The organism is Citrobacter sp. RHBSTW-00671, assembly GCF_014103415.1.
Taxonomy (GTDB): Bacteria; Pseudomonadota; Gammaproteobacteria; order Enterobacterales; family Enterobacteriaceae; genus Citrobacter.
On record NZ_JABXPR010000001.1, the window covers coordinates 4,126,901 to 4,143,654 of the forward strand.

The 16,754-nt window shown below is 56.9% G+C and carries 22 protein-coding genes, 1 tRNA gene and 2 pseudogenes; 21 read left to right on the plus strand and 4 right to left on the minus strand.

The features are described 5' to 3' along the window. The 7 genes from hdeD-GI to HV261_RS19775 all read left to right on the plus strand — a co-directional run bounded on the left by hdeD-GI (position 1) and on the right by HV261_RS19775 (position 6,599). The gene (gene hdeD-GI, locus HV261_RS19745; RefSeq protein ID WP_001090779.1) at positions 1-612 is read left to right on the plus strand and encodes a heat resistance membrane protein HdeD-GI; all 612 of its coding nucleotides are present in this window, start codon (positions 1-3) and stop codon (positions 610-612) included. A 79-nt stretch (positions 613-691) separates the two neighbouring features. Further along, entirely contained in the window at positions 692-1,837 is a 1,146-nt protein-coding gene (locus tag HV261_RS19750) for an RNA polymerase sigma factor (RefSeq protein WP_049100056.1), read from the plus strand. Continuing rightward, the gene (trx-GI, locus tag HV261_RS19755) at positions 1,827-2,267 is read left to right on the plus strand and encodes a heat resistance system thioredoxin Trx-GI (protein WP_202039223.1); all 441 of its coding nucleotides are present in this window, start codon (positions 1,827-1,829) and stop codon (positions 2,265-2,267) included. Before HV261_RS19750 ends, trx-GI begins: the two co-directional genes overlap by 11 nt. A gap of 3 nt (positions 2,268-2,270) precedes the next feature. Next, positions 2,271-3,986, plus strand: a complete 1,716-nt coding sequence (gene kefB-GI / locus HV261_RS19760; protein WP_019077719.1) for a heat resistance system K+/H+ antiporter KefB-GI — start codon at positions 2,271-2,273, stop codon at positions 3,984-3,986. Continuing rightward, positions 3,983-4,480: a heat resistance protein PsiE-GI gene (psiE-GI, locus tag HV261_RS19765; protein ID WP_016154556.1), complete on the plus strand. Its 498-nt coding sequence runs from the start codon at positions 3,983-3,985 to the stop codon at positions 4,478-4,480. Before kefB-GI ends, psiE-GI begins: the two co-directional genes overlap by 4 nt. Further along, positions 4,458-5,423, plus strand: a complete 966-nt coding sequence (locus tag HV261_RS19770; protein ID WP_016154555.1) for a zinc metalloprotease HtpX — start codon at positions 4,458-4,460, stop codon at positions 5,421-5,423. Before psiE-GI ends, HV261_RS19770 begins: the two co-directional genes overlap by 23 nt. A gap of 24 nt (positions 5,424-5,447) precedes the next feature. After that, entirely contained in the window at positions 5,448-6,599 is a 1,152-nt protein-coding gene (locus tag HV261_RS19775; protein ID WP_023326108.1) for a S1C family serine protease, read from the plus strand. 224 nt (positions 6,600-6,823) lie between these two features. Here HV261_RS19775 and HV261_RS19780 read toward each other — a convergent pair. Continuing rightward, positions 6,824-7,399: pseudogene (locus HV261_RS19780) on the minus strand (IS5 family transposase); the annotation flags it as partial. Positions 7,400-7,636: 237 nt separating this feature from the next. Continuing rightward, a pseudogene (locus HV261_RS28030) lies at positions 7,637-8,083 on the minus strand (BrxR family helix-turn-helix transcriptional regulator); the annotation flags it as partial. A gap of 431 nt (positions 8,084-8,514) precedes the next feature. Here HV261_RS28030 and HV261_RS19790 point away from each other — a divergent pair. The 13 genes from HV261_RS19790 (at position 8,515) to HV261_RS19850 (ending at position 15,663) form a co-directional block, all read left to right on the plus strand. Further along, positions 8,515-9,378, plus strand: coding sequence for a GTPase family protein (locus HV261_RS19790; protein ID WP_016154552.1), 864 nt, complete (start codon positions 8,515-8,517; stop codon positions 9,376-9,378). Positions 9,379-9,469: 91 nt separating this feature from the next. Then, positions 9,470-10,291 carry a DUF932 domain-containing protein gene (locus HV261_RS19795; RefSeq protein ID WP_023326105.1) on the plus strand — a complete coding sequence of 274 codons (822 nt, stop codon included), beginning with the start codon at positions 9,470-9,472 and terminating at the stop codon, positions 10,289-10,291. A 216-nt stretch (positions 10,292-10,507) separates the two neighbouring features. Further along, positions 10,508-11,209 (plus strand): DeoR family transcriptional regulator, encoded by a 702-nt coding sequence (locus tag HV261_RS19800; protein ID WP_023326104.1) that lies wholly within the window; start codon positions 10,508-10,510, stop codon positions 11,207-11,209. A 40-nt stretch (positions 11,210-11,249) separates the two neighbouring features. Continuing rightward, positions 11,250-11,486: a protein YpjK gene (gene ypjK / locus HV261_RS19805; protein WP_001144031.1), complete on the plus strand. Its 237-nt coding sequence runs from the start codon at positions 11,250-11,252 to the stop codon at positions 11,484-11,486. Next, complete coding sequence (locus HV261_RS19810) at positions 11,486-11,929, plus strand: YfjS/YafY family lipoprotein (RefSeq protein WP_000824223.1); 444 nt, start codon at positions 11,486-11,488, stop codon at positions 11,927-11,929. The genes ypjK and HV261_RS19810 overlap by 1 nt, the downstream gene beginning before the upstream one ends. 22 nt (positions 11,930-11,951) lie before the next feature. After that, positions 11,952-12,419, plus strand: a complete 468-nt coding sequence (locus HV261_RS19815; protein ID WP_001547765.1) for a YfjT/YkfB family phage-associated protein — start codon at positions 11,952-11,954, stop codon at positions 12,417-12,419. A gap of 76 nt (positions 12,420-12,495) precedes the next feature. After that, positions 12,496-12,735, plus strand: coding sequence for a DUF905 domain-containing protein (locus tag HV261_RS19820; protein WP_000194654.1), 240 nt, complete (start codon positions 12,496-12,498; stop codon positions 12,733-12,735). A gap of 97 nt (positions 12,736-12,832) precedes the next feature. Beyond that, positions 12,833-13,291: an antirestriction protein gene (locus HV261_RS19825; protein WP_000211838.1), complete on the plus strand. Its 459-nt coding sequence runs from the start codon at positions 12,833-12,835 to the stop codon at positions 13,289-13,291. A gap of 15 nt (positions 13,292-13,306) precedes the next feature. Next, entirely contained in the window at positions 13,307-13,783 is a 477-nt protein-coding gene (locus tag HV261_RS19830; protein ID WP_000811693.1) for a JAB domain-containing protein, read from the plus strand. Positions 13,784-13,791: 8 nt separating this feature from the next. Beyond that, complete coding sequence (locus tag HV261_RS19835; protein ID WP_023326102.1) at positions 13,792-14,013, plus strand: DUF987 domain-containing protein; 222 nt, start codon at positions 13,792-13,794, stop codon at positions 14,011-14,013. Between the two features lie 18 nt (positions 14,014-14,031). Then, entirely contained in the window at positions 14,032-14,349 is a 318-nt protein-coding gene (locus tag HV261_RS19840) for a type IV toxin-antitoxin system YeeU family antitoxin (protein ID WP_023326101.1), read from the plus strand. Positions 14,350-14,369: 20 nt separating this feature from the next. Beyond that, a complete protein-coding gene (locus tag HV261_RS19845; RefSeq protein ID WP_049100280.1) occupies positions 14,370-14,711 on the plus strand; it encodes a TA system toxin CbtA family protein in 342 nt (113 codons plus the stop codon). A 115-nt stretch (positions 14,712-14,826) separates the two neighbouring features. Beyond that, positions 14,827-15,663: a DUF4942 domain-containing protein gene (locus tag HV261_RS19850; protein WP_049100278.1), complete on the plus strand. Its 837-nt coding sequence runs from the start codon at positions 14,827-14,829 to the stop codon at positions 15,661-15,663. Positions 15,664-15,765: 102 nt separating this feature from the next. On the opposite strand, the gene HV261_RS19855 is transcribed toward HV261_RS19850, so the two are convergent. After that, positions 15,766-15,842 (minus strand) — tRNA-Arg (locus tag HV261_RS19855). Between the two features lie 39 nt (positions 15,843-15,881). Continuing rightward, the gene (locus HV261_RS19860; RefSeq protein WP_202039224.1) at positions 15,882-16,061 is read right to left on the minus strand and encodes a hypothetical protein; all 180 of its coding nucleotides are present in this window, start codon (positions 16,059-16,061) and stop codon (positions 15,882-15,884) included. 36 nt (positions 16,062-16,097) lie between these two features. Between HV261_RS19860 and fimW the strand changes: the two genes are divergently transcribed. Then, positions 16,098-16,691 (plus strand): fimbria biosynthesis transcriptional regulator FimW, encoded by a 594-nt coding sequence (gene fimW, locus HV261_RS19865; RefSeq protein WP_202039225.1) that lies wholly within the window; start codon positions 16,098-16,100, stop codon positions 16,689-16,691. The last annotated feature ends 63 nt before the right edge of the window (positions 16,692-16,754 follow it).

Sequence of the window (16,754 nt, forward strand, 5' to 3'; positions counted from 1 at the left end):
ATGAACACAGACACCATCGCCAATTCCAATGCGGATGACCCCACCAAAGCACTGTGTTCGCTGAGCCAAAATTGGTGGCTTTTTGTGCTGCGCGGTGTCTTGGCATTGATTTTTGCAGCCCTCGCGTTCTGGATGCCACAATCGGCTCTGTTGGCCATGACCATCATGTTCGGCGCATTTTCCTTGGTCAATGGCGCGTTCAACTTGTTTGCAGCGGTGCGCCATATCCAGAAAAAAGAGCGCTGGGGCTGGTTGCTGTTCAGCGGCATTGTCGGCATACTTACGGGCGTCGTCGTCCTGGTTGCTCCTTGGGTCGCCACGATAGTCTTGGCTTCTTTTTTATGGGCTAGCGTGGGCTTCTGGGCGATTTTCACCGGTGTGCTGGAGATATCCGCCGCCGTTCGGCTGCGTCGGGAAATCAAGGGTGAAATCTGGCTTGCCCTCAGTGGACTGCTCTCGATTATCCTTGGTGCTATCGTCTTGTGGATATTTTTTACCCGTCCGGTCGAGTCATTCGTGGCCGCAGGCTGGCTGTTGGGTTTCCATGCGGCAGTCTATGGCGTCACGCTTTTGTTCTTGAGTTGGAGTCTTCGCAAAACGCGCCTGGGGTAAGAGCGTGCCAAACCAAAATCTATGGATATGAGCATCCTCGATTCATGCCTCCGTAGAAATGACATCGAAGGAGTCATACATGCAGATACAATATAGCTATCGAGCTATCGACAAAGAGTTTCATGAACCTTGGCAGAGAGCTTTGGGAAATGTGATCGAGCACGCCCTCAAGCCATTGCTCGACAAACACACTAAAGATTCAGCGCGACTTCAAATCGTCCTTGATCGCGACAAGATCAAGCGGCAATTTCTGGCCAGTGGCTATATGCACCTGCCCGGCAAAAAGATTGTCAGCGTTACTGCATCACATAACGAGCTGACGCCCCTCGCGCAGATGCTCGCACAGTCGTTGTTCCGTCAGGCCAAGAAGCATTTTGACCGACTGCATGCTCAGGATCAAATCAAGCGCAAAGCACGACGCGAGCGCTTGCGCGAGCTCAAGGTGCGGATTGCCGCAAAACCCGCATCAGCCGCCCATGAGGCCGAGGTGACCCGAATGCCTCTACTGTCGAAACTTGAGGCTGTCGCAAGGCGTGAGCTGGCTTATCTGCGGGCCGTCGGCGATTTACCGCGCGATTATCCGACGCTGCGCGACGTGGTGGATGAAGCGATTGTCCGGGCTAAGGTGGAATGGCAATCCGTGCCGGGGGAAAAAGAGGCTTACACCGGTCTTTTGAAGCATCTGTTCGCCGTCCTGGATAACGAAGTGGCAAGCAGCCGGCAATTTGGCGAATCCGTTTCTCTGGACGCGCCGGTCGAACCGGATGCCCAAGACGTGGCCGAGGCCATGGTGGAAGAGGAAATCTTCGAATTTTATCAGCACGATGACACACTCAAGCTGGCCGATATTTTCGCTGGCAGTCAGCATCCCGATGTCGCAACGATCGCGGAACAGGAGGAGCTGATTGATCGGTCGAGCGAGTTCGCTTTTGCATTTGACCTGCTGAAGGACATGCCGCGTTTGTGGCGGCGCATTTTTCTGCTTATCCGTGTGGACGGGCTGAATGCCAGCAGCGTCTCTGAAATCCTGCTGATTCCTAGTAAGGAAGATGCTGTCCGAAGGTGGCTCATGCAGGCCGAAGCATTCATCGCTGCTCATCTGGAAGAGGCCGGAGTAAGCAAAAACGGGAACGATTGGCTCCAAAGCGTTGATTGGTCGGCATTGTCTGTGACCCGAAACGAGGCAGCCTCACTGTGGTCCAAGGAGGCGAACCATGAAGAATGATCTTCACCTTGTCTGCCCGCATTGCCAGTCCATCAACCGCGTACCGACTGCGACGCTATCGGAACATCCCAACTGTGGCCGCTGCCAGCAGCCCTTGTTCACGGGCGAGCCCATCGAGTTGACCACGGCGACGTTCTCGCGCCACGTGGAGCGCAGCGATCTGCCGCTGCTGGTCGATTTCTGGGCGCCATGGTGCGGGCCGTGCAAGATGATGGCGCCACAGTTCCAGCAAGCGGCGCACCAGCTCGAACCGAGGATCCGGCTGGCGAAGGTGAATACCGAGGCTGAGCCCCACCTGGCCACGCAGTTCGGTATCCGCAGCATCCCGACGCTCGCCCTGTTCCAGGGTGGGCGGGAGATCGCCCGTCAGGCCGGCGTGATGGGCGCGCAGGACATCGTGCGCTGGACGTCGACGCAAGTGGGACGCTGACCGATGCAGGGCTTGCTCGGCACTACACTAATCCTGCTGGCGGCTTGCAGCCTGGCGGCGATGGCGACGGCGGCGTTCAGAGTGCCCGCCTTGCTGGGGTATCTCTCTGTCGGCGTTGTACTGGGCCCCTCAGTCATCGGCGTGATCGCGCCGGGGGAGACGCTGAGCTTTCTGTCCGAGCTGGGCGTGGCGCTGCTGTTGTTCATGGTCGGACTGGAATTCTCCCTCGGAGACTTCTGGCTCGCCCGCAGGACGGTGCTGATGGCGGGCGCTCTGCAGATGATCGCCGTGGCCCCGCCGCTGATCCTGCTATTGATGTGGCTGGGGCAGCCCGGCCAGAGCGCCGCGCTGCTCGGCACTGCGGCGGCCATGTCGTCCACGGCGCTGGTCAGCCGACAACTGGCCGACCAAGGCGAGCTCACCACCCGCCACGGACGCAGTGCCATCGCCGTGCTGGTCTTTCAGGACCTGGCCAGCGTGCCCCTGCTGGCCTTGCTGGCGATCTGGGCGCGCGGCGAGTCGCCGAAGATCGAGCATGTGCTGCTCGAAGTATTCGGTGTGCTGCTGCTGTTCGCGGCAGCGGCCCTCGCCTCGCGCCGTCTGTTGCATGGCCTGCTGGGCTGGGTGGCGCGGCGGGGCCACGAGGAATCGTTCGTGCTCGTCTCCTTGTGCGTGGTGGTGGCCGCCGCCGCCGCTGCGCACGCGGTCGGCGTATCTGCCGCCCTGGGGGCCTTCCTCGCCGGGATGGTGCTGGGCGAGAGCGACTTCCGGCACCACATGGAAAGCCACCTCAGGCCGTTTCGCGATGTGTTGTCGGGCGTGTTCTTCGTGACCATCGGCCTGCAACTGGACGCAGCACAGATTCTTTCGGCACCGCTGGCGGTGCTGGCGTGGCTGGTGGTGCTGGTACCGGTCAAGATCCTGCTCAATACGCTGGCCTTGCGGGCGACGCGCCTGTCCGCCCTCGATGCCTGGCGCACGGGCATAGCGTTGGGGCACGGCGGCGAGTTCGCCCTGCTGTTGTTGGGCACGGTCTTGCAGCAGCATCTGATCCCCGCGACCGTCGTCCAACCCATGCTGGTCGCGCTGGTGCTCAGCATGGCCCTGGCACCGCTACTGATCCGCCATCACGATGTACTTGCCCGGTTCTTGAGCCGCACCGGCGGCGTCATTCAGCCACCCCAGGCTGAAGAAGTCGAGATCGCCGCGCAGACGACGCGATATCGAGACCATGTCATCATTTGCGGCGCGGGCGAGCTTGGCCTGACAGTCAGCGAGATTCTTCGCCACGCCGGCGTGGCGCATCTGCTGCTGGAGGCGGACGCGCAGAAGGTCGAGGCCGCGCGTGCCGCCGGCGCGCCGGTGTTCCATGCCGATGCCAGTCGGCCCGATACCTTGCTGGCTGCCGGCTTGACGCATGCGCACTTGGTGGTGCTGACGTTCGCCCATGCCCAGCAAGCGTTGCGCATCGCCCAGGCGATTGCCGAGCGCCGTCCGGCGCTGACCTTGTGGGTGTCATGCAGAAGTACGACCGCGGCCGATGCATTTCGCGCCATGCCCAACGTGCGCGTGTATCAGCAATCCTTTGCCGCAGCTATTGGGCTGGCGGAACAGGTGATGTCGACGCTTGGCATGTCGACCGAGCTGATTGAAGGACACATCAGCGCAATGCGCCGCCGTCTCGACAGCAGCCGTTTTCCAGGGAGTTCATCGTCATGAAATCAACACGCCTTAACCCATTTCAGGTCTTACGTGACCAATTGGCCATCATGAGTTTTTACGAGCGCTTCGAGCAGGTCGTCGCGCTCGTGCTGTCGGCGGTGATCGCCGTCATCATCGTGGTGTCGCTGTTCCAGCTCATCTCCATCGTCTTCACGCTGCTGGTTCTAGATGCCTTCAATCCCCTGGACCACGAGGTATTCCAGAGCGTGTTCGGCATGATCATGACGCTCTTGATCGCGATGGAGTTCAAGCATTCCATCGTGCGCGTGGCGCTGCGTCGGGACAGCATCATCCAGGTCAAGACGGTGGTCCTGATCGCGCTGATCGCACTCTCCCGCAAGTTCGTGATCCTCGACTCCGACGCGAGCCCCGCAAAGATAGCCGCGCTGGCAAGCGCCACGCTGGCTCTGGGTGCGACCTACTGGCTGCTGCGCAAGCGCGGCGACCGCGCCGCCGAGACCTCTGAGCATGACCCGTCATCATCCCAGTGATCCGCGCACGGCGCTCTTGCAACACCGCTGGCTCAACCGCCTGCAGACCGGGCTGTTGGTCCTGACCCTGGTCGGGATCGCAGCCGCAGCAGGGAGACTGCCGTTTGGGGAAGGCTGCCTGTGGCTCGCGCTGTTTGCCATTGCAGGTGCGTTGCTGCTGGAACCGGTAGCCGCGTCGGCGCTGAGCTTGCGCCTGTACCGCGTACGGGCCTTGCACCCGCAAGAAGCCCACAAGATGTGGGCCCTGTTGCGCGAGCTGCCCGCCCGTGCCGGTTTGCCCGCCACGCCGGTGCCGCACTATGTGCCCAGTGCCGTCGTCAACGCCTTCGCCACCGGATCAAAGCAGGAGGCATCGATCGCCCTCACCGATGGCCTGCTGCGCAGCCTGAGCCCACGCGAGCTGGCGGGTGTGCTCGTGCACGAGGTCGCGCACATCGCTAATGAGGATCTGCGTGTCATGGGGCTGGCGGATTCCGACAGTCGCCTCACGAGCCTACTGGCCCTTATGGGACAGATCGCGATCCTGCTCAGCCTGCCCGCGCAGCTGGTTGGCGCGGCGGAGGTCTATTGGCCTGGTCTATTGTTATTGGCCGCATCGCCCCAGCTGGCCCTGCTCGCACAGCTCGGCTTGTCTCGCGTGCGTGAGTTCGACGCTGACCGCCTTGCGGCGGAACTGACTGGCGACCCGCAGGGGCTGGCGTCCGCGCTGGCGAAAATCGAGCGGGTCAGCCGCTCCTGGCGTGCCTGGCCATGGTCGGGATGGGGCAATCCCGAGCCCTCCTGCTTGCGCACGCGTCCGGCAACGCAAGAGCGCATCGCACGCCTGCTGACGTTGGCGCCTGGGCCAGCATCAGCGTTGCCACTCCGCGCGCCCCATTTTTTGCCGGAATCCGCTTTGGCGACGCGCCCACCGCGCTGGCGCCCGAGCGGGCTGTGGCGCTGATTGCCCATCAACAGGAGACGTCTCATGGCCTATCTCGACCCGTACCAACGCCCCGCGCCGGACCGCTTCGTCCGGCGCGGGCTCTTCATCACCGCCTGCATTGCCGCGCTCATGCTGCTGTGGCAGTTTCTGCCCGCCATCGAGGCATGGTTCAGTCCGCGCGAGGCAGCAGAACGCACCGTGATGGCGCGTGGCGATCTGGCGGCGGACGAGAAAACCACCATCGAACTGTTCGAAAAATCGCGCGCCTCGGTGGTCTACATCACCACCGCGCAATTAGTACGCGATGTCTGGACGCGCAACGTGTTCTCCGTGCCGCGCGGCACTGGCTCGGGCTTCATCTGGGACGACGCCGGCCACGTCGTCACCAACTTCCACGTCATCCAGGGCGCGTCCGAAGCCACCGTCAAACTGGCCGACGGCCGCGACTACCAGGCCGCGCTGGTGGGGACGAGCCCCGCGCACGACATCGCCGTGCTCAAGATCGGCGTCGGTTTCAAGCGCCCGCCGGCCGTGCCGGTCGGCACCAGTGCCGACCTCAAGGTGGGTCAGAAGGTGTTCGCTATCGGCAACCCCTTCGGCCTGGACTGGACGCTCACCACTGGTATCGTCTCCGCGCTCGACCGCTCGTTGCCGGGAGAAGCGGGCGGCCCGGCCATCGATCACCTGATCCAGACCGACGCCGCCATCAACCCCGGCAATTCCGGTGGCCCGCTGCTCGATTCGGCTGGGCGGCTGATCGGAATCAATACCGCCATCTACAGTCCGTCTGGCGCCTCGGCCGGCATAGGCTTTGCGGTGCCGGTCGATACCGTCATGCGCGTGGTGCCGCAACTCATAAAGACCGGCAAGTACATCCGTCCGGCACTGGGCATCGAGGTGGATGAGCAGATCAACGCGCGTCTGCAGGCGCTGACCGGCAGTAAGGGCGTATTCGTATTGCGCGTGACGCCGGGCTCGGCGGCGCACAGGGCCGGGCTCGTCGGCGTCGAGGTCACCGCAGGCGGCATCGTGCCCGGCGATCGCGTTATCAGCATCGACGGTATCGCCGTCGACGACGTCACCACATTACAGGCCCGGCTAGACGACAAGAACGCTGGAGATGTTGTGGTCTTGTTAGTGGAGCGGGCCGGCAAGACTCGCGAGATGCTTGTGGAACTACAACCGGGAGTTTGATGGAAAGTGGGTCATGGATCTGCACAGCGAAGCAGCCAAGCGACTTCAGCCTTGCGCCGAACTACGAGCCCTAGCTAGGGATGGTCTGAAGTAGCCCTGTATTTCCGGCTGACTTCAGCCACTGCTGATTTTGAAAGCGGTGAACCGATCAAAAACGATCGGATCACCCGCTCATTTCGGTGCTTTCAGCCGTCGCGAGCACCTTGCGACGGCCATTTTCCGCATTACAGGCGCACCTCTCCTGCGCTTGCCAGCAAATGTCGGCGGGCCATCCATAGGTTCGACAGGGCAAACAGCGTCACCAGTTGCGCAGTGTTCCTCACCAGCCCTCGGAAACGTACCTTGGTGTAGCCGAACTGCCGCTTGATCACGCGAAACGGGGGCTCTACCTTCGCTCGCACTTGCGCCTTGGCCTTCTCGATCTTGCGCTTGGCTTTGTACAGGGCGCTGCGTTTATCGAGCATCTTGTAGGTGCTGCGGCGTGCTGCGACCTGCCAGATCACTTCTCGGTCGGCATGCTCGGAGCGCTTTTCGACGCCGGTGTAGCCGGCATCGGCGCAGACGACGTTCTCGTCGCCGTGCAGCAGCTTGTCGACCTGGGTGACATCCGCCACGGTGGCTGCCGTGCCCACCACGCTGTGTACCAGCCCCGATTCATCATCAACGCCGATGTGCGCCTTCATGCCAAAGTAATACTGGTTCCCCTTCTTGGTCTGGTGCATTTCCGGGTCGCGCTTGCCGTCCTGGTTCTTGGTTGAACTGGGCGCGTGGATCAGCGTAGCATCGACGATAGTCCATCTTGATAATATCGGGCCGCTCAACGCTCGGGTACGGCACGAAATCCAGCTCGACGATGCGCGTCCACTGGATGTCGTTATCCTGTCGTTCGTTGGCTTGTGGCTCCTCGTCGAGCAATGTTGGTGCTTCGATGCGGGTGACGACGAAATCCCGAAACTCTCTACTCTTGCGATCAAAGGGACGTGCCAGCGCATGCCGGTATCAACCAAAGCAAAGGGCACAATTACCCGCTCGGACTCGCCGCTGCTCATCGAGTAGTAGCGGATGGCGACGGGTCGCTTAGCGTGGATGCCTCGGCAAATCGTGGCTAACACATCCATCTTGGGAATGCTTAGGGCTGCGGGGGATTCGCATGGTAGCAGCGCCTGCATTGAGCCGTTCACGCCATCGCCAAAACCGAGAGACAGCGCCGACAGAACGCGCAGCGATGCGTGCTCGAACAACGGTGAGAACTCCTGCCCGATGCGATAAATCTTGTTGCTACCATCGAAGGTGATGTTATGCGGCGCAATTTCCCGGTACAAAGCCAAATCGCGTGTCGCCCCTGCCGGAGCCACACCGAAGCGCTCAATCAGATCAGGGCGTCCGATCTCACCGAAGAAATAGAGCCGAAAATCGATGTAGGCCAACCTCTCGCGCTGGACCAAACTCAAGTCCTCAAGCCGCTTAGAAAGGGAACCAAGCATGAATCATCACTATAGGGAAAAAATGAATATTTAATACGGTAATCCATAAAGTGCCATGATTATAATCAAATTGATGATAATCAGCATTAATACTTATGTAACAGCAAGAATTTATGTCTTAAACGTAGACAGTCATCGTATGGGCTGATGTTTCTATACCGTTAAATTGATGCCATCCAACTATAAAACCTTGCTGCCCAATGCCCTATAGCTCCCTCAGGCAATTTGCCCTTATCCACTGTTCTGGTCTGGGGATGAGGGATATCAGAATAACCTAACGACTCAGGGACTGGGATCACAGGCAACCGTGGCTCGTCGCTTACCTTAATTCAAATTATTTTCAGATAGATATCATTCTTCTGAACATACCCGATTAACGGCAGAATCTCACGATTCTGCCGTTTTTGTATAATTTTTCAGAGGAGTAGCTAATGAACAATTCTGAAGGTTTGAAGTCGTTTCAGCAATCGCTTGCTGGCCTGCCACAGTGGGTGTCTGAACGTATATTGCAGCAGATAAATCAGTTAACCCATTACGAGCCAGTAATCGGCATTATGGGTAAGAGCGGTGCCGGTAAATCCTCACTCTGCAATGCCCTGTTTGCCAGTGAGGTATCACCGGTCAGCGATGTGGCGGCCTGTACACGTGAGCCACTGCGCTTTCGCCTGCAGGTTGGCGACCGCTATATAACGCTGATGGATCTGCCCGGCGTGGGCGAAAGTGGCGCTCGCGATACCGAGTATGCTGCGCTGTACCGCGAACAGCTTCCTCGCCTCGACCTGGTACTGTGGCTGATTAAGGCCGATGACCGGGCGCTGACGGTGGATGAACATTTTTATCATCAGGTGATTGGAGAGGTATACCGGCATAAGGTGCTGTTTGTTATCAGCCAGTCGGATAAGGCCGAACCCACCAGCGGTGGGGGACAGTTGTCCACGGCGCAGAAGCAGAATATCAGCCGCAAAATCTGCCTGCTGCATGAGCTGTTCCAGCCCGTCCATCCGGTGTGTGCTGTGTCGGTCCGTCTACAATGGGGGCTTAAGGTGATGGCCGAGCGGATGATTAAGTGCCTGCCACGTGAGGCCACCAGCCCGGTGGTGTCGCAACTCCATCCTTCCTTTCGCACGACGGTAGTCCGGGAACAGGCTCGTAGCGATTTTGGTGAAACCGTCGGGGCCGTACTCGATAGCATCAGTGCCTTTCCCCTGATACCCGCCCCTGTGCGGGCCGTCATTCAGGCCGTGCGCACCACCGTGGTCTCTGTGGCCCGCGCCGTCTGGGATTTCTTCTTCTGAGTATTTAATCCATCCCTGTTATTTCCCTGACCCTGTCGCCGATGCGACGGGGATCCCCTTTATTTGTTTTCCCGTTATGAGGAGTCTGCTTATGACCCGTCTGGCTTCGCGCTTTGGCGCTGCAAACATTATTCGTCGTGACCGTCCGTTAACCCGCGAGGAGCTGTTTCGCGTGGTGCCCAGTGTGTTCAGCGAGGACAAACATGAATCCCGTAGTGAACGCTACACCTATATACCCACCATCTCCTTGCTGGACAGCCTGCAGCGAGAAGGCTTCCAGCCATTCTTTGCCTGTCAGACCCGTGTGCGTGATCCGGAGCGTCGCGAACACACCAAGCATATGCTGCGTCTACGGCGTGAGGGACAGATAACCGGTAAGCAGGTGCCGGAAATAATCCTGCTCAACTCTCACGATGGAACCAGTTCGTATCAGATGTTGCCGGGACTATTTCGTGCGGTTTGTCAGAACGGGCTCGTCTGCGGTGAGTCGTTTGGCGAGGTGCGGGTGCCACACAAGGGGGACGTGGTGAGTCAGGTGATTGAAGGCGCGTATGAGGTGCTGGGGATTTTTGACCGGGTGGAGGAGAAACGGGATGCCATGCAGTCGTTGCTGTTGCCACCCCCGGCACAGCAGGCACTGGCAAAAGCCGCCCTCACATACCGCTTTGGTGAAGACCACCAGCCGGTGACTGAATCGCAGATCCTCTCCCCTCGCCGCTGGCAGGATGAGAGCAATGACCTGTGGACCACGTACCAGCGTATTCAGGAGAACCTGATTAAGGGCGGGCTCAGTGGCCGTAATGCCAAAGGAGGACGGTCACATACCCGTGCCGTTCGCGGTATCGACGGGGACGTGAAACTTAACCGGGCACTGTGGGTGATGGCGGAAGCCCTGCTCACGCAACTGCAGTGACCGTTTAATGTTGCTGCTTTGTTAATATCGGACACCACCTGTCCGCATCGCACCGTGCTGACGGTCCTCACTCACCGAGGGAAGGCCTGTAACCCCCGCTGCCTCTGGCTTTTGCAGAAATGAAAAATAGTTTCTGTGGTGTCCATACCCTGTCCGACCCTCTCTTTAAAGTAATCACATCATTTTCAGTCAGTTAACTTTCACGGAGAACGTCTCATGACACAGGCAGAACGCCGCCATGACCGGCTGGCTGTCAGGCTGTCACTGATAATCAGCCGTCTGGTGGCAGGGGAAACGCTGAGTGTGCGTAAGCTTGCCGCTGAGTTTGGTGTGTCGGTGCGCACGCTGCGGCGTGATTTTCGTGAGCGGCTGATGTATCTGGACCTGGAGTATCAGTCCGGATATTGCCGCTTACGCACTGCGGGCAGTGAGACGCAGATGGTGCCCGACGTGCTTATCTTTGCCCACCGCAGCGGGATGGCCGGTCTTTTCCCTGGCTTTGACCGTCGTCTGGTAAACGCACTGCTGATGTGCGATGAGTCTCCCTGCGTAATCGCACCCGCCAGTCCGGTTCCTTCGCCATCAGGCGCATTGTCTTTCTGGCGACTGATTCAGGCCATTACCGGGCGCAGGCGGGTAACGCTGATTGCCGAGGGGCAGCGCTGTGAGCGGCTGGCTCCCTGCCGGTTACTTATCCACCAGCAGGCCTGGTATCTGGTGGCAGAGCACGACGGACATATCGCCGTATTCTCCCTGGATGAAATCCATCTGGTTCAGCCCCTGCAGGAGACTTTCCGGCGTAACGACAGTCTGTGTCGTCTTGTTGAAGACCCGGGCTTTATTCAGTCCTTACCCCATTTTCGCTTTATCCAGCAGTCACTGCTTACGTTTGTTCCGGCCAACAGCTCACCAGAATAGCGCAAGCGTTGTTATCAACCCGGCAACAGGGAGGAGCCCTATGCCCGTTATTGCCATTATCGCCATTGTTGTCATCGTCATCATTCTGAACAAAACCGGGGTGTCCGACAGTCTCGCGGCCCTGACCCTTGCCACTGTTGCCGCACTGCTGACGGGAGGTGGCGCAGCCGGTGCTGCCAGTGTCGCGCTGACACCGTTCGTCGGCGTGCCGGTGGGTATTTTCGTGGGCATTTATGTCTTTGCCAAAGTGGTTCGTCTGATTTCAGGAAAAAAATAATGAAACGTAAAACACTGCCTCTGCTGGCGCTGGTTGCCACCACTCTGTTTCTCATCGCATGCGATGACAGAAGTGATGACCTGAAGGCCATCAGTAAATTTAAGGACCTCACCCCACCGCGTTTCAGTGATGTGGTCAGCCACCAGGATGATGTCAGCGAAGAATGGTCACAGGTTGACTACTTATCCGGTCCCACCTTGCAGGTTTTACGTACCCGCCAGTCGCCCGATGGCTGCGAGGATGGCAGTTACTACTACCTCGTGGATATGCAGGAAAAAACCGTCCAGCCACTGATGAATGCGCTGTGTATTGCCGATAACATCAAACTGGAATACCAGGAGGTGACGGACCCGTATACCAAAGAAAAATACTTTGAGTACGCCCATGACGGCAAACTGATGGGGCAGCTACTGATACCCTCGAACCCTGACAATCAGGAATAAAACAACGACAAAGGAGACAAGAATGACAATACTTTCACTAAGTCGGTTTATGCTGGCGGGTGTACTGCTCGCGAGCTTTAATGCCTCTGCTATCCCGGGGTTCTGGCAGCAGGGTTACGGTCAGGGCAATACGGAATACAGCGTGACCGAAGCCAGCGGAAAGACGTTTACCATCAACTGCACAGGGAACCCGGACCAGAATGGTTTCTATCAGCATTCAGTCTTTCTTACCCTTGCCGATGACAAGATGGTCAGTTCGCACGATGACGACACTACTATCACCGTAGTGATGGATCACCAGCAGTACATTATTCCGTCCAGCCTGGGCTGGCGTAACGGCGATAACGCCTGGTTTGACTTCATCAGCAATATCTCTGAGGCCGGGCAGTTCGACGTCTACGTCAATGACCACAAAGCAGGGACCTTCACTGCGGACCGGAAGAACGCTGAGAAAGTTCTGTCCACTCTCGGAGACTGCAGCAACGACTGATAGTAGTATCTTCCCCAGCAAATCCACCCCGACAGCTAGCAGGCTGCCGGGGTTTTCTTTTATCAGGAGCCCGAAAATGACCCAATCCGTGTTGCTGCCACCGGGGCCTTTCACCCGGAGACAAGCGCAAGCGGTCACTACCACGTACAGCAATATCACACTCGAAGACGACCAGGGCAGTCACTTCCGTCTGGTGGTTCGTGATACTGAAGGCCGGATGGTCTGGCGGGCATGGAACTTTGAGCCGGATGCCGGTGAAGGTCTTAACCGCTATATCCGCACCTCAGGCATCCGTACAGACACGGCCACCCGCTGATCGCGAAGCATTTACCCGCATTCACCTCCCCGAACACACTTTATATCCCCATACGCCAGCCATCGCCGCTGGCGTTTTTATTGACGGAGACATACCCATGACAACACAGACGCAGCACGACCTCGCACCCGCTAACCAACCCGAATTTGAACTGACCGTCACGCCGGTCCCCGATGAACAGCGTATCGATTTCTGGCCACAGTACTTTGGCGCTATCCCGCAGTGGCTACTCCTGGAGCCGCATATCTTCGCCTGGATGGACCGCTTCTGTGAGGGCTACAGCGGTGGTATCTGGTCGTTCTACACCCTCAGCAATGGCGGCGCATTTATGTCCCCCGAGCCTGACAACGATGAGACATGGCGTCTGTTTAACTGCCTGAACGGTAACGATGCCCAAATGAGTGCAGAAGCAGCAGGTATTGCTGTCTGCCTGATTGCGTATAGCCACCATGCCTGCCGTACAGAATGTGACGCGATGACCGCACACTATTACCGCCTGCGGGAGTATGCCATGCAACATCCAGAGGCTCACGCCATTCTGCGTATTATCGACTGACCGAAGGAGCAACAGATGAAACAGCTTTCCTTTTTACCCGGCGAGATGACGCCACAGGACCGGCGTCTCATTCAGCGGGCGCTCAGGGCTCTGGACCGCCACCTGCATGAGCCCGGCGTAGCCTTCACCTCTACCCACGCCGTACGTGAATGGCTGCGACTGCATATGGCCGCGCTTGAGCGGGAAGAGTTCCGGGTGTTGTATCTGGACAACCAGAATCAGTTGATTGCCCATGAAACGCTCTTCACCGGCACGATTAACCGCACCGAGGTGCATCCCCGGGAGGTGGTCAAACGTGCTCTGCACTTCAACGCGGCGGCGGTGATACTCGCGCATAACCATCCTTCCGGCGAGACGACACCTAGCCAGGCCGACAAAACCCTCACGCAGCGACTGGTTCAGGTGCTTCAGCTGGTGGATATCCGTGTCCCTGACCATCTGATTGTCGGTGGCAGGCAAATCTATTCGTTCGCAGAACACGGTCTGCTGTGAGGTATGACATGAAAATTATCAGTAAACGCAGGGCAATGACGATATACCGCCAGCATCCTGAGTCCCGGATCTTTCGCTACTGCACCGGAAAATATCAGTGGCTTGGTAGCGTCTGTCATTACACCGGCAGGGACGTTCCGGATATCACAGGAGTCCTGGCTGTGTACGCCGAACGCCGCCAGGACCGCAACGGGCCTTACGCCTGCCTGATGAGTATCACCCTGAACTGACAGTAAAGGAGGTTATCAATGAGCAACATCACATGGGGCCTGCGGCGGGATATCACGCCACGTCTGGGAGCCCGTCTGGTGCAGGAGGGGAACCGGCTGCATTATTTAGCTGACCGGGCCAGCATGACCGGCAAGTTCAGTGACGCCGAATGCCAGAAGCTGGATGAAACATTCCCGCACTTTATCAGCCAGATGGAATCGATGCTGACCACCGGTGAACTGAATCCCCTACACGTTCATTGCGTCACCCTGTACCACACCGGTTTTACCTGCGAAGCCGACACCCTCGGCAGTTGCGGCTACGTATACATCGCCATTTACCCCACTAAGCGCTAATTACTTTCACGAGAGCAAACATGAAACCTCAATCTGCAGCAACTTCGCGGGCGGTAAAACCCTGCCTGACACCCGTGGCTATCTGGCAAATTCTACTGACACGCCTGCTGGAACAACACTACGGCCTGACCCTGAACGACACGCCGTTCAGGGATGAATCCGTTATACAGGAACATATCGATGCAGGTATCACGCTGGCCAATGCCGTTAACTTTCTGGTGGAAAAATACGAGCTTGTTCGTATCGATCGCAGAAGGTTTAGTTGGCAGGAACAATCACCTTATCTTCGGGCTGTAGATATTCTGCGAGCACGGCAGGCAACTGGCTTGTTGCGGAAAAACCGTAACAATGCAGTACGCTGAATATTGCGTACAACCTTCCCGATTTATATTTCTGATCTTTCCCCCTTGTTTACATATTGCATAATGCGCCTGCCATTACCCGGCGGGCGCGTTTGCTTTTTAAGGACAAAATGTCATGCAAACTAAAGCTAAAGTATTAACCGATCATAGCGAGCTGATTTGCTCGACCAGTATTGAACGCATAGTGACAGGCCGCAATGCAGCACTTAAACAGATAGAACAACTCATTGAGCAGCTTGATGCCATTTCACGGTTAACCTCAGAAATTGGCGGTGGTACAGCGCAAGACTGGGCGATGAAAGCCGGGCATCGTTACGATAGCTGGATGACCGAAAAGGTCGATAAAGCGCTGCCTGCCGTTACCCGCAATATTGACCGTAGTATCTGGCGCGATTTGATGTTGAAGTCTGGCATGATGGCTTTGATGGATGCTCAGGCCCGTGACCTGTGGCATAAGAACCTGGAGGAGGGGGATCTGCCTGCCATCAGCGAGGCGAATATCCTCAGTACATTTGAGCAATTGCATCTGAACAAAATGGATGTATTTGAGCGTGGCATTATCAATGTCTTCAAAGGCCTGTCGTGGAACTACAAAACCAATAGTCCCTGCAGCTTTGGTAAAAAGATCATCGTCAACAATCTGGTGAGTCACAATCGCTGGGGATTCAGTCTGAACTGGGGTTGGCGTAGGGATCAACTAGCAGACCTGGAACGAATGTTATTTCTGCTGGATGGTAAATCGATACCCGACAACCGTGGTGATGTTACTACTCGGTTGATGGAGCATATTCGAGATAACCCTTCGAAGGGTGTTTACGAAGATGATTTCTTCAGTATTCGTTACTTTCAGAAGGGAACCGCGCACATCACTTTTAAGCGCTACGATCTGACAGAAAAGATGAATGATATTGTGGCGAAGCACTATCCGGGGATGCTGGCTAGTCCACATTAACGTTGATGGGTGTTGAAAAAATTCACTTACACCAGCCGTTACATAAACTTTTTGGATGTGTGGTTTTTAGTGAAGGGTTTTGCGTAACTCATTGGTTTTAAATGGCACGCCCTGTAGGATTCGAACCTACGACCTACGGCTTAGAAGGCCGTTGCTCTATCCAACTGAGCTAAGGGCGCATAGAGAAGTGATGACTTCATGCAGATGAAACGCGTGAATTATACGGTCAGCGCCTGCTGAGTCAATGCCTTTTGTTCCGGTTGCTGACGAAGTGTACGAATGTTGTTTTTTTCTGGTCGTTCATGAGGTTCCAGGAAATCACCTGGTAACAACTCAGCCAGCATAATGTGGGATTTAAGGTTACAAGTATTTAGAAAATTAATGATTTTGCTTAACATTCCCCAACCACTTCCCTGCTGTTCAGGACCTCGTCAATGTTAAGTATCGCTATCAAGGAAGAAAATAGTCATTTCGAACATGGGCTGAAAATCATCATCTCCCGCCTGGCAAATCAGTGGCATCAGGACATCTGCTTTTTACCTACCGAAGATATCGATCGCGCAGACATCGCCTTTATTTCGCTGGATGACGATTGGCTCAGTGCAGGATGTTATCAGGTTCCCGTCCACACCAGACGCCAGCATCGGGTTATCATCTGCAACGGAGGCGATAAAGATAAGCTGATGTTTCGCCCTTGCCTGTATATGCTGCCGCTGATCTATCGGGAAGATAATGTTGAAGCGATAACCCAAAAATTGATCCTGATTCTGCAAAAACGCGCGCTCCGCCACAGTGTGCCTGCAACCATCTGCCATTACTGTACTACCCGCAACTTTTCGGTGGAGGAACGCCAGTTCTTAATACTACTTGCCAGCGGTAACACGCTCGCTGAAACAGCACATCTTCTCTCCATCAGCGATATCCAGGCCAGAGCAACTCGCCGCCATATTATGAAAAAGCTGGATGTGAAAAATGATCAGCAATTTTTAAGGTATATCAGGGCACACCTGAGTTTTCTGCAACAGTAGAGTGAATCTTGCTGTCGGGTATTTTATTGAGAAATGTCTCATCATCAATTAAGTATCGGCGCC

What these genes read in the sequence shown, in the direction of transcription:
- trx-GI (WP_202039223.1), top strand. Translation starts at nt 1,827, where the DNA reads ATGAAGAATGATCTTCACCTTGTCTGCCCGCATTGCCAGTCCATCAAC.
- HV261_RS19775 (WP_023326108.1), top strand. Translation starts at nt 5,448, where the DNA reads ATGGCCTATCTCGACCCGTACCAACGCCCCGCGCCGGACCGCTTCGTC.
- hdeD-GI (WP_001090779.1), top strand. Translation starts at nt 1, where the DNA reads ATGAACACAGACACCATCGCCAATTCCAATGCGGATGACCCCACCAAA.
- psiE-GI (WP_016154556.1), top strand. Translation starts at nt 3,983, where the DNA reads ATGAAATCAACACGCCTTAACCCATTTCAGGTCTTACGTGACCAATTG.
- HV261_RS19825 (WP_000211838.1), top strand. Translation starts at nt 12,833, where the DNA reads ATGACAACACAGACGCAGCACGACCTCGCACCCGCTAACCAACCCGAA.
- HV261_RS19835 (WP_023326102.1), top strand. Translation starts at nt 13,792, where the DNA reads ATGAAAATTATCAGTAAACGCAGGGCAATGACGATATACCGCCAGCAT.
- HV261_RS19800 (WP_023326104.1), top strand. Translation starts at nt 10,508, where the DNA reads ATGACACAGGCAGAACGCCGCCATGACCGGCTGGCTGTCAGGCTGTCA.
- kefB-GI (WP_019077719.1), top strand. Translation starts at nt 2,271, where the DNA reads ATGCAGGGCTTGCTCGGCACTACACTAATCCTGCTGGCGGCTTGCAGC.
- HV261_RS19860 (WP_202039224.1), bottom strand. Translation starts at nt 16,061, where the DNA reads ATGTTAAGCAAAATCATTAATTTTCTAAATACTTGTAACCTTAAATCC.
- HV261_RS19840 (WP_023326101.1), top strand. Translation starts at nt 14,032, where the DNA reads ATGAGCAACATCACATGGGGCCTGCGGCGGGATATCACGCCACGTCTG.
- HV261_RS19750 (WP_049100056.1), top strand. Translation starts at nt 692, where the DNA reads ATGCAGATACAATATAGCTATCGAGCTATCGACAAAGAGTTTCATGAA.
- fimW (WP_202039225.1), top strand. Translation starts at nt 16,098, where the DNA reads ATGTTAAGTATCGCTATCAAGGAAGAAAATAGTCATTTCGAACATGGG.
- HV261_RS19810 (WP_000824223.1), top strand. Translation starts at nt 11,486, where the DNA reads ATGAAACGTAAAACACTGCCTCTGCTGGCGCTGGTTGCCACCACTCTG.
- ypjK (WP_001144031.1), top strand. Translation starts at nt 11,250, where the DNA reads ATGCCCGTTATTGCCATTATCGCCATTGTTGTCATCGTCATCATTCTG.
- HV261_RS19815 (WP_001547765.1), top strand. Translation starts at nt 11,952, where the DNA reads ATGACAATACTTTCACTAAGTCGGTTTATGCTGGCGGGTGTACTGCTC.
- HV261_RS19770 (WP_016154555.1), top strand. Translation starts at nt 4,458, where the DNA reads ATGACCCGTCATCATCCCAGTGATCCGCGCACGGCGCTCTTGCAACAC.
- HV261_RS19845 (WP_049100280.1), top strand. Translation starts at nt 14,370, where the DNA reads ATGAAACCTCAATCTGCAGCAACTTCGCGGGCGGTAAAACCCTGCCTG.
- HV261_RS19795 (WP_023326105.1), top strand. Translation starts at nt 9,470, where the DNA reads ATGACCCGTCTGGCTTCGCGCTTTGGCGCTGCAAACATTATTCGTCGT.
- HV261_RS19790 (WP_016154552.1), top strand. Translation starts at nt 8,515, where the DNA reads ATGAACAATTCTGAAGGTTTGAAGTCGTTTCAGCAATCGCTTGCTGGC.
- HV261_RS19820 (WP_000194654.1), top strand. Translation starts at nt 12,496, where the DNA reads ATGACCCAATCCGTGTTGCTGCCACCGGGGCCTTTCACCCGGAGACAA.
- HV261_RS19850 (WP_049100278.1), top strand. Translation starts at nt 14,827, where the DNA reads ATGCAAACTAAAGCTAAAGTATTAACCGATCATAGCGAGCTGATTTGC.
- HV261_RS19830 (WP_000811693.1), top strand. Translation starts at nt 13,307, where the DNA reads ATGAAACAGCTTTCCTTTTTACCCGGCGAGATGACGCCACAGGACCGG.